This is a genomic window from Thermosphaera sp. (genome assembly GCA_038827615.1).
Taxonomy (GTDB): Archaea; Thermoproteota; Thermoprotei_A; order Sulfolobales; family Desulfurococcaceae; genus Thermosphaera.
On the sequence record JAWBNK010000005.1, the window covers coordinates 1 to 11,154 of the forward strand.

At 51.1% G+C, this 11,154-nt stretch carries 9 protein-coding genes and 2 tRNA genes; 2 read left to right on the top strand and 9 right to left on the bottom strand.

The window, feature by feature from the left end; all coding sequences use genetic code 11:
- Positions 1 to 33: 33 nt before the first annotated feature.
- Positions 34 to 105, bottom strand: a tRNA-Cys gene (locus QXH45_07280).
- A gap of 102 nt (positions 106 to 207) precedes the next feature.
- Here QXH45_07280 and QXH45_07285 point away from each other — a divergent pair.
- Positions 208 to 337 (top strand) — tRNA-Leu (locus tag QXH45_07285).
- Positions 338 to 388: 51 nt separating this feature from the next.
- Positions 389 to 1,540, top strand: a complete 1,152-nt coding sequence (locus QXH45_07290; protein MEM2079042.1) for a site-specific integrase — start codon at positions 389 to 391, stop codon at positions 1,538 to 1,540.
- 572 nt (positions 1,541 to 2,112) lie between these two features.
- Here QXH45_07290 and QXH45_07295 read toward each other — a convergent pair.
- The 8 genes from QXH45_07295 to drmA form a co-directional block, all read right to left on the bottom strand.
- A complete protein-coding gene (locus QXH45_07295; protein ID MEM2079043.1) occupies positions 2,113 to 2,325 on the bottom strand; it encodes a hypothetical protein in 213 nt (70 codons plus the stop codon).
- 12 nt (positions 2,326 to 2,337) lie between these two features.
- Positions 2,338 to 3,045, bottom strand: a complete 708-nt coding sequence (locus tag QXH45_07300) for a hypothetical protein (protein MEM2079044.1) — start codon at positions 3,043 to 3,045, stop codon at positions 2,338 to 2,340.
- Positions 3,046 to 3,462: 417 nt separating this feature from the next.
- Positions 3,463 to 3,609, bottom strand: coding sequence for a hypothetical protein (locus tag QXH45_07305; GenBank protein ID MEM2079045.1), 147 nt, complete (start codon positions 3,607 to 3,609; stop codon positions 3,463 to 3,465).
- A 311-nt stretch (positions 3,610 to 3,920) separates the two neighbouring features.
- Positions 3,921 to 4,127 carry a hypothetical protein gene (locus QXH45_07310; GenBank protein MEM2079046.1) on the bottom strand — a complete coding sequence of 69 codons (207 nt, stop codon included), beginning with the start codon at positions 4,125 to 4,127 and terminating at the stop codon, positions 3,921 to 3,923.
- A 234-nt stretch (positions 4,128 to 4,361) separates the two neighbouring features.
- Complete coding sequence (locus tag QXH45_07315; GenBank protein ID MEM2079047.1) at positions 4,362 to 4,646, bottom strand: hypothetical protein; 285 nt, start codon at positions 4,644 to 4,646, stop codon at positions 4,362 to 4,364.
- Between the two features lie 104 nt (positions 4,647 to 4,750).
- On the bottom strand, positions 4,751 to 5,260 hold the full coding sequence (locus QXH45_07320) for a phospholipase D-like domain-containing protein (GenBank protein MEM2079048.1): 510 nt from the start codon (positions 5,258 to 5,260) through the stop codon (positions 4,751 to 4,753).
- The gene (locus QXH45_07325; protein MEM2079049.1) at positions 5,257 to 7,134 is read right to left on the bottom strand and encodes a DUF1998 domain-containing protein; all 1,878 of its coding nucleotides are present in this window, start codon (positions 7,132 to 7,134) and stop codon (positions 5,257 to 5,259) included. The genes QXH45_07320 and QXH45_07325 overlap by 4 nt, the downstream gene beginning before the upstream one ends.
- The gene (drmA, locus tag QXH45_07330) at positions 7,067 to 10,954 is read right to left on the bottom strand and encodes a DISARM system helicase DrmA (protein ID MEM2079050.1); all 3,888 of its coding nucleotides are present in this window, start codon (positions 10,952 to 10,954) and stop codon (positions 7,067 to 7,069) included. Before drmA ends, QXH45_07325 begins: the two co-directional genes overlap by 68 nt.
- Positions 10,955 to 11,154 lie beyond the last annotated feature (200 nt).

Genomic DNA, 11,154 nt, shown 5'->3' on the forward strand with positions numbered 1-11,154 from the left:
CAATTAGGATGGAATTAAGATAAGCCTCTCCAGAGCCCGGGAGGGGATTCGAACCCCTGTAAAGCGGCTCTGCAGGCCGCCGCCTAGCCACTCGGCCACCCGGGCCCCCGTGAGAAAGCCTGCAACACTTGGTTAAAGTCTTTACCCCTGAAGGCCGACCTTGCATGCGGACGGTTTATTTTTTAGCCGTCGATATTCTCTCTTGAGGCGGGGGTGGCCGAGCCAGGTCAAAGGCGGCGGGCTTAAGATCTACCTAAGCCGGAGTCGAGAGACCCGCTCCCGTAGGCCAGAATGAGAAGGGCGGAAGGGTTCGTGGGTTCGAATCCCACCCCCCGCACACATATTTGGGCTCAAACTAATATAGTATCGAGTCTAGGATGTTTTTGGGTTGGATGAGTTAAGTTCTCTTCAAGGAAATGGTGGTGTTCTCCAAAACTTCTTAGTTGGGTTTCGAAGCCTTACTACTAGGGATTGTTACCTTAAGAAGCTCAACTTGTTCTTGAGATTCTCTAGACTGTCTCCTGACGATGTTGTTGGGCTTGCAAGAGAGGATCCTAGAAGGCTCGAGCATCTAATCGTAATCTTTGTAGATGCGCATAAGGCTAGAGGTGTTAGCGGTTCTACCATTAGACAGCATGTTCAAGCAGTGAAGCATCTTCTAGTAATGAACGATTTGGAAAATTCTTTAAATTGGTGGAAGATATCTAAGTTGATGCCTAAGGCTAAGAAGGTCGGATTAGATAGAGCTCCAACGAAGGATGAGGTAAGGAGGCTGCTCGAGCATGCGGACATAAGGATGAAGGCTTTGATACTGCTTCTATGCTCTTCTGGGATACGCATAGGCTCCGTAGAGCATCTCAGGTGGAAGCATCTAACGCCTGTAGAGTATCAAGGGTATAGGTTTGCCAAGCTCGTAGTCCCTGTAAGCAAGGGTGGGGAAGCCTATACAACATTCATAACTCCTGAAGCATACGAGTTCTTGATGGAGTATAGGCGTGCCCGCGAGGTTGAGGGAGAAGAGATAACTCCTGAGAGCCCACTGATAAGGATTGTTAAGTGGAGTAGGTCTGAGAGTAAGGGTATGCCTCTTCCAGCAGACTCAAAGACCTTGAGGAATCAGCTACACAAGCTATGGGAGAGGTCTGGGCTTAGGGAGAGGTCTAAAAGTAGACCTCACGACGTCAAGGCTGTCCACGGCTTCAGGAAGTTCTTCGCTACAAGGCTTGAGAGCTCAGGAGTTGGAAGGCTTATGGTCGAGACTCTTCTAGGCCATAAGATATCTTTAGCCTCAAACTACTATAAGCCTTCCGAGGATGAGCTGCTCAATGCATACGTGAATGGGATAGAGGAGCTGACGGTGTCGGAAGCCATGGAAGCAAAGGTCGAGATGAAGCGTAGGCTCGAGGAGAGGGATAAGAGGCTAGCCGAGCTGGAGAGAGAATACCTTAGCTTACAGTCTAAGCTCTCAGAGATGGAGAGGGAGCTCAAGAGGTTGGCAAGCCTACTAGCAAGAGGTAAGAAGCCTAGGAAGAGCAGATAGCCTTAAGAGCCTAGTATAAACATTCCTTGATGCCTTGCCACTTGTATTTAAGGCTTAAACCTAAGGATACCGCTGATGGTAGTGTCCGGATAAGCAATGTCAGCCGCTTCCACCTCTCATAGCAATGTAGTACAGCGTGAATAGGTTAAGGTTCTTAATTCCTTGTATATAGTCCTTAGGGCTTGGCTTATCGTGTAATATCTCTGCCCTCTCCTTTAGACACCTGAAGAGTCTTTCAAACCTGTTACATATACCGAACCTATGATGCTCATACTCTAGGCCAAGCCTATTCAGAGCCCATGGATACTTGGAACATGTACTCCGAGATAGCTAAGATATTAACCTCGCGGCTTTTATTACGCTTAAAGCAGTTAGAAATTAGGGCCACAATGTCCATGGCAAGGATAAGCCTACCAGACCCTTAAATACCATTCCTTATCCGGACACCATCTCTTCATAGGTTTCTTTAATTGACGTATTCACGTTTCATATCCTACCTCTAAAGACCTAACATACTTATCAGAATTTTTAGACAGCCTCAAAGCCTAACACCTAAGTTTAACAGAACTCCATTAGCTTCTCATCGAGCTTATATACGTGATTACATTTGCAAGGTCTGTTTTTAGATTCTTTGTCGATTTGAGCATGTCTTCTATGTCATAGACGTTAACATGGTCCTCCGAGTAGCTAACGCGATTCATAGGTAGGTACTGGACCACGTACCATCGCAGCTCCCCCTTTAGGTCGTCTTTCTCTGTTTGCGTAAGGCGTCTCCATCCCACCAACGCAATTTCAGCTTAGTGGGCATCTATATCTACATACTTTTTAAAGTACTCTGCTAGGATTATAGCCTTCGCAACCATTTCTAGTACGAGAGCCGAATTGGTTAACGAGCATTCGATTTCAGCTATAGATATGTTAAGCTGTCGGTTGGACTTAAGCGCGGAGAAAGCGTCGACCTCTATACCGTGCTTTAGTCCTCGCTTGGATATCTGACAAAGGTCGATGCCTATTGACCTTAATCTTGGAGGGGTCAAGACTTGTATTCTCTGTACGTTGCGCCAGTGTTCTCCTCCTACTTCTTTGAGCCATCGTCTGGCTATAAGCTCGAAGATGAAGCCGTTTGCTTTCTCCCTTCTGGCTGGATTCCTATTTATGTACTCGTTGACGGTCTCGGGGTTCCTACATATATCTTCCCAGACCACGTGATCATATCTATAACTCAGGTATTCTGCCATAATGTTCAAAACCTTGTCTACGGCATCGCCCGTCCATCTCGGGAATAATTTAGGCCTTCGGGTTAGCAGATGCTGTGGGAGAGGGCCTCGAAACGGGAGGACGTTCAGCTCCTCGGCTAGCCTCTTAACCATTCCGCTTAGCAGCTTCCTCTCATCCTGACTTGCGTCTTCTTCTCTCGTCTTTCGCCAGAGCTCTAGGAATTCCCTTAGGTCCAGCGACAGGTCAAATAGATCCTTAGCGTTTCGGGTATGAGGTTCTAGCGACATGGCTTGTAACCTATGTTACCTACGGGTTAATCTTTATAAAACTGTTTGGGCGGTCATACTTGGCCTTTATTGTATTCCGCCCAGCCTCTCTCTTCCTTGTAGCCTTGTAGGAGTGTGAGGCGGTGTGTCTCCTTCGGGAGAGTGGCTTAGTATCCGCTTCTTAAGGTCTTGTGCCTTTGGCCCCAAAGCCCTTTCCCTTGCAGAAACTTTGATGAGTTTAAAGAAGTCTCGTCCGCAGGCCATAAAGACCCCCGAGTAGTCTGATTCGCTATAGATATTCTTCAGCTTGGATAGTCTTCTTCCCTAGCTTTCTCCACATACTCTTTAGTGAGCTCAAGCTTCTCCTTAAACGGCTTATGGTAGGTAACCCTGTCTTCTGACCGCAGAGCCCCAACCTGTCATACACGATAATGATGTCTATGTTTTCAGCTTTCCTTCTCGCAAGTATTTCTTAAGCACAGGGAAGAATACTCCTTGGTACCTCTCGATTGCCGGGAGGGGTTTAGGGCCGCTAGACCTTCGCTGCGAGGTTGACAGCAAGATCATGTAACGCTTAGAGGCCACGGCCCAGACACCTATAGGTATACTTCGATGAAGTCTTTAAAGCTCAGGTTCTTGTTTACGAAACTGTCGAACGTGTACTCGGTTTCGTCTTTCGTCAGACGGAGCGTTAAGAACTTTCGGCCAGTCAACTTGTAGGGCGGTGACGATAGGTGGCTTACGTCAAAGAACGCTGTTTGCTGGCTCTGCACGAATAGCCTTCCCTACTTATGGACGTGTCCAAAGATGTGGATGCCAAGCTTATAGTTCTCGACAAACTTTCTGATTATCTTTGACCCGAGTCTCTTCGTAGTTATCAGCCTCTTCCCGTCTTCCTACTTCTTATCTATAATTGGTATTCTGCCTTGCAGCTCAAGGGACATCTCCTCTAAGATTGTGCCATCCCTTAAAGTTATAGAGGTGGAATAATCTGCGACCCTATACGGCTGGGAGTGCGTTATAAGCACGATGTAGTCGGGTTTCTCGAACATGTCTTCCTCGATACATATCCTGAGATCTGAGAATATGCCTTGAGAAACCATGGGGACGTTCTCGTTCCATAAATACGTTAGGGCTCATTTTCCTTGACACTGTTGGAGGGCGCTCCGCCCAGACCTATGAATCCTACCCTGACTCGACCCCTCTCCACTATGAAGAAGGTAGACCTATCTATGTTTACTATGCCATCAGTTGGGGGAATCTATTTCCTCAGAATCAGAGTCATTTGGCACGAAGAGCACAAAATCTGCGACATCCTTTAGAAGCAGCAGGATCTTCTAGGCATTCTTAACATACTCTGTAGGGACAGCATGCCAGAGCTTCACATCTAGGTCACCAGCTATGATGACGACTCTCTTGTTCTTGTCTGCAGGATTCAGTTTTGAAACAAGTTCCTTAACTAAGCGATCGTTTTCGTAAACGTCTGATACGGCAACTAGCTCCATGCACCACCTAGCAAACGCGAGTTCTTTGCGCAATCTACCCACTATCTGCGAGATAGTTTCCGAATCATAGCCTTTATAAGCTAGGATGACGACTTCTCCAGCAGATACTTCGTCCATCTCTATAAGTTAACAAGGATCGCGGCTAGGGCTCTCTGTGTGAAGGCATAGACGTTTTTAGCCTGAAGGATAGGAGCCGGCAACCTCTACTCACGCCCTGCCGGTCACTCGTATTCTTGAAGGAAAAGGCCCTTCCCCTGCATCGCGGTTATGAACGAATCTACCAACGCCGCCAGCTTCCAAACCGCATCTCCCTCTAGCATGACCCCAATCTCGTAGTTGGTGACCATCCCTCCCCAAGACAAGTTTGCGGAGCCTATAACGGCCCTGATCCTATCGGCTATGATGACTTTTGCGTGGAGCTGCCGTCCCGCGAGGTCGGAAAAATTGTAGACCGTTATGTTGGACGACGATCTCCGCAAAAAATTTAGTTTCGATCTGATGAATTCGTCTTGGGTCTCCAGCCGGTTGATAATAATGGTAACCCTCACCCCCCGTTCTGCCGCCTTTTCCGTGAGGTCCAAAATGCGCGCCGCCTGACGGGTGAGAAGGTAGGCCACAATATGAATTTCGCTGCGCGCCGATGCTATCAGCTCCTCAATAACGGGTTCGATTCCCCGTACTCCCTCCCTGAGGAGCTCGGGACCGGTTGCGAGGATCCATACGTCGTTCAAGGTGGGTTATCCCTTAGAAGGTTTCTGTCGAGCCACATATTTCTGTGTTCGCAAGACGTCTCTGAGACCAGTAGGCACCCATAGCATGCGGCTCCGATATAACCCCCGACCCTGAACAGGTTTTCGGCACAGATTGGGTCGATTGAACATGAGTGAAGCGTGTCCAAGGCATTCTCTAGGATATCCGTAAAGTGAGGGACCAATGCGATAAGGCCGCCTAACGTTCCCTCACTTCCGGGCTGTGTCGCATATAGGAGTACTCCACCCCTTGCCTTAGAGCCATCGAGCTCAATGAAGATCCTTTCACGCATCGATGCGGAAGAGTATCCAGAATATATCGACACGCTTCTGATGAGGAGATGCGCCAGTGAATGCCACCATACGAAGACCGGGTGAAGCTCATGTCTCATCTTCCCTCGGAAAACATGATCGGGGTAGCCGTCGGAATTGCGGTATGCCTCGAGCCACTCACTTGCTGACCGGCCTTCCAGATCAAAGTGCCAGCCGTCCCCGGCATCTAGCATAATGAAGATACCCTCGCCCAGAAATTCCACCCCCGGATACCATTCTTGGTGTGGATTGAGTGGGTCGGGGAAACCTATATCCACTAGATCGGCGGGAACTTGGGTATCGACCTCTCGGCGGTATCCCTTCTGAACTATGACCGTTCTTAAACGGGAGACGGGAACGACGCGGAGCACCTTTCCACCGGACCCACGAAAACGCTGGACTGATTGGGGATTTATTTCAAGAAAGACTTGGGATCGTGGCCTCGGGCCGCGATACGGAGGTATCCCCTCCACTGATCCGCGTACTAAGGCGTGGAATTCTTCCAAAATCAGTGCCTCATAATCTCGCGGCACGGGCGTAAGTATCTCGCTGATGGCCCGCTGAATCTCGTCCCACTCGTATCTTAGGATCTTACGTGCGGTGTCCTGCTTTATGAGACCTCCGCTCACCAAATTATTGAGTATATATTCCAGCTCCTGCTTAGAGGATATACCCCTCATGCCGATCAACATTGTACGTATTGATGTATCTTGCAGCAAAAGATGCAGTTCGGTATGACGCGGCGGAATTGTGAACAGCGTCCTTATTTCCGGAATGCGCAGATTAGAGGCCTGCCGCTGTATCATCAACATATGTCCACCGCACTCCTGATAGAGCGGCCCCGAGCCGAGCGGCTCCCTTTCAGGGAACCTGCCGCTACAGCGGAACCGCTGTACATATGCCCGTCCTAGATTTGCGTGAGCATGGCAACGAGGACACTCCAGCTCTATTCTGCTGAGGGCTCCCCCGCCGCCTCTCCACCAAAACCAGTCATTGTGCGGGCAGGTGGCAGAATTGCCATGGACGATCTCGTACCAACCGACGTCATCCATGTGTCCCCGCGGGCATGCGGCGATGAATCTGATGGGCTCAACATACCTACTGACCGTTTTGCACGAGGGACATTGCCTTAAACGAAAAAGCACCGAGCGGTCGTCACCGTGGGCTTGGTTGTTAAGGCATAGCCGCCACTTAGGAAAGGCGCGTGTGCGGTACAGAGGCCGATCTGCTGGAGCTCCCAACTCCGCATTGGTTGGAAGCCTGAATATACGCGCCCTCTCTAACAATCCCTCCGACATCCTTTGATCGGCTATGTCGTAATCAGAAGGTCTCAGGCCGCGTCCGGATTCGAAGAGCCCGATATCCGGGCGGGGTATAACCCGGGGGCCTCCGGGGCCCTCTATTATTGCCCCAGGACCGTATGTGATGACGAACTGGGAAAGCCTGATATGCTGCACCACGGAGTTCTCACCCTTCCTACGCCTCAAAACCCGTGGTGTCCTCAACCTCTCTGAGAGACTGAGGGGCGTCCGAGTAGACCACATCGATCTCTTTGCGGTATTGATGCTGTGCGTCGCCAAGGACCACGGAGTGTTTCACGTCTCTATACTCCACATACCTCAGGTCGGGGTGGGCTTTTGCTATGTTCTGCCAGCGGTCCAGCTTTGATTCCAATTCCCTCCTTATGTTTGTCCCCTGAACCGTCAGGAGGTTTGTGCTCCGGTATCGGTTCTCTACCGCATCTATGACGGTCCTCACTTCAGAGACAGTGGATCTGGCGCTGGACATTCTCGGAGCCGAGCCCTCTTCATGCCAAGAGATCAGCGTCCCACGCATATTTCTTAACATAAAGACGAGGAGAGGTCCGGAGAACCTGTCTATGACTCCCGGCGAGAAGGGGAACACAGTTACGGGCTCTACGAATCTGTGAAGCTGGCGGTGGTAACCGACAAAGAATTCATAGTGAACTAGGTCGCGTGGCCTTGTAGCCCTCAGGAAAGTTACCACCAGACCACCCGCGCCCCTTCCGACTCGTCCGGTGGACTGGATATATGCCGCTGTGGTTTTGGGCTGGCCGTTAACCACCATCAGTCCTATACGTGGTATGTCGACACCTGTTCCAAACATCGATGTTGTGAATAGCGCGTCCTGAGCATTGGGATAGGACTCATTGAGCAAGTTAAGTATGCTTGGCAGCTCATCAGAGCCGGTTCTGCTAGACAGCTCCACACATCTATCCTCTGGGAGTGGACGCGGATTTCCGCGCGCGATGGAGCCGATACGCTCCTTGATGTCCTGCCTGTAAAGTGCCCTAGCTCCAGCGAGCTCCCGGATGGCATTAAAGTATCCGGTGAGAGTCCAGAAGGCGTCTATATTGGGCCTGTTCTTGCTGTTCCATGCAGTCTGAAGAAGACGCGCCCATATCCTCACTAGGGGCGTGTGGGGGCCTCTCCCTGGAGCACATATTCCGACATACAGCCTGCCCGGAATTTTGTCATCTAGCGAATGGGTCTCCCTCTCTCTGATGAAGAATCTGTCGTCTGCTGAGAGACCGTGGGGCGGAAAAACTTGGAGCCTTCTGGCGAACACCGACCGAACTTGCCTGTCGGCCCCGTGAATCGTTGCGCTTGAGGCTATGTACTTCACTCGCCACCCGGTCTGTTGGCTGCAGAGGAAATCCACGGCGGTCTCGTAGAAGCCCACTAGGCTGCCCAGCGGCCCCTCTATGAGATGAACCTCGTCTTGCAGTATAAGGTCGGGCGGGTCCAGCGGGTGAATATCGACGAAAAATCTCCCCTTACCGGTCCCAGACGGTACCGGATGGCCTTTGTTGACCGGCAGATAATGCAGACCGCGCCTATAATATCCTCCAATACAGTGATGGAACTCGACGTTTCCGAAGATGGCGGAGGCACGGGGCTCGAATGGAGGTCTCGCGAATTTGTCTACCGTCGAGACGAGCATGGATGGTATCCTGTGATAAATCTGATCATCCACGGTGAGAGCCGGGATTGGAATACGGTCAGAGACATTCAATGAGCTAAGGCGGAACGGCTCTTGAACATCGATAGGGTTGTTTCCGTCAGGAAAGTTAGGGCGTGCAGGTATCTGCGGCGGCCTGCCGTGAATCAAGCCCGCAGGCGCTCCCCCACACCACGGAACGCGAAGCCCGCATCTCGGGTTCGGACAGAATATCTCAAAATCGTATTCAACCTTGTTGCCGTGCTGTCCTAAGTATCGGCGGATGAAATAGCCGGGCCTAGACGCGCGGATGGAGATGAGCTCAACACCACCTAGCTTATGCTTCAGCGCCTCCCATAATCTGTCAATATCCGGGTCGCTGATCTGCTCTTTAACGTCTATCAATAGTGAAATAGTAAAGTATCCGTCGGAATGATGTGGCGATAGATCTGCTGAGACAACATTTAACCTCCCGTAGGAGCCCGCTAGGTCGGTGATGGCGTTACGAAGGCTCTGAGCGCCGGACGAACGCACCACCAGATGCAGGTTGTATCTTCCCGGCCTTAAGCCGTTTTTGGGTACCGAAAGTATTGCGCCGCATGCCGGACAATTCATAACTTGGGCAGGCTCACTTCTATCATGCGAGCCTTTCAAGATTTTGAGAGCCCCGGGAACCTCCCTCCCGGCCCAAGCCTCTTGTAGGCTATTGGGTGTGACGCCTCCCCCGACCCACAGACCGATGGAGAATGGCAAGGATCCCCATAGATAATCGTCATTGATGGTACATCTGGAGGGTCTCCATCCAACGGGCACCTCGCACCCCAGACCATGGACCCGGAGATATTCGCATGCGGTGATCATCGCCAGAGCTCTCCTAAACTGCTGTATTGTGAGCAGCCTCAGGGTGTATCGCGTGATTACGGAGACCCCGCCTCCTGTTCTGTCGCCATTTTTTCTGCGCAAGGCTCTCCTCCTCCTATAAGCCATGGCAAGTGCCGCTATCGCCAGATATGCCTCAGTCTTTCCGGCGCCGGTGGGCACCCAGAGGAGGTCGCAGACGTCCCTCCAAGCGGAGTCCTCTCTTAAAACTGACTCTATCGTGAAAAGGATGAATGCGAGTTGGAAGGGCCTCCATCTCAGCCCGCTCCCCTTAGCCCATCTCCGCTGAATGTCGAGGGCCTTATTGGCGAAGCAAAATGCGAGCCGTGCATCATCATCCATGCACAGCAGATCAATACCCCGCGTTATGCGGTTAAGGGCATCTTCACAGCGTTTTATCAGGCGCTCCGCAATCTCCCGTTCACTTTCCGATAGTTCCACCAGTGAGCCTCGTAACTCATCAATCCATCTTCGATATGCCAACGCTAACGGTTCCAGCCTCGAGCGCAACTCGCTTGGGTCCCAACTTTCGGCGAGAACTTCAGCGCTCAATTCAGGAGAGGAGCCATAACTCTCTTCATTCCACTCCATATCGGGCATGGGGATGGCGTAAATCGGAACAAATTCTGTTCTAACATCCGGGCACACGAACCTTCTTTTTTCCTGCTCTGGCAAGATATCGCCATCCAGCCAGTGGAAGGGGGGCTCATTAACGCATTCCGGCGAATCGAGTCTCCCCTCATAGGGCTTCTCTGGGTCGACATCCCTCCACACCGCGGAGCATAGGTGCCCACGCGCAAGGATTGGCCGTTGCCTATAGAGGAACGACAGCTCCCCTTCCTCCTCCCTCAGCGGCTCCTTCTGTATCACGGGAATGACTCTCGTCCCGGACCAGCATACAACTCTTATCTGGGGCTGGAAAATGTGATGCTCTGGACTTGGCGTGTCGCCGATGGAGGCGGGCGTGAAACGGATCCCGTTAACTTGGTAGAGCGTGACGAATGCTCGATTTCCCTGCCAATTTCTAACGAGAACGTGCAGGTGTATCTCAGCACGGTCTGGGGTGGTTTCTACACCATCCGGCCCTATCCGGAAAGATTTTTTATCGCTGTCCAGTGGTATAGCTCTTATGGCATATCGTGGCTCCCTTTTCCATACTTTTTTATCAGCATTCCAAAAGTATCTTGACCATGTAAGACACACGTCAATGCCCGGTGTTGTTCCGCCGTGGTATTCCACCATAAAGGATAGACCGATCGAAGGAGGTCTGCTCTTGGGATTGAGCACCGGGGAAAGGTGCGGCGGAACATAGATGTCGGTGTCATCTGTCTCCTCCTCATATTCCTGCGACTCGTTAAGTGCAATCTCCGACTCCACATCGATGTCCCTAACCGACGGGGAAGAAACCGGCGCTAGGACTCCGGTTATATATTCGCTGAGAGGATTCGCACGGATTTCCTCCCGTAAACCGCAGCGCGGACCAAGAATCTCTTTTACAAGTTCAGTGACGAATAGCTCGCGCATATTCCCTTAATGCGGGAGGGATCATAAATCTTTTTACATGCCTATTACCTATATGGCTTAGTTCACAGCTCCAGAGAACGTTTAAGAGCCTTAGCAAGAACCACGGAGAATTTTGGCGAGACGGAGTCAGCTATCATCTCATATTTCTTTGTCAGGCCGATATCTTGGGGAAAGCGGAAGTCATCTGGAAACCCCATAAT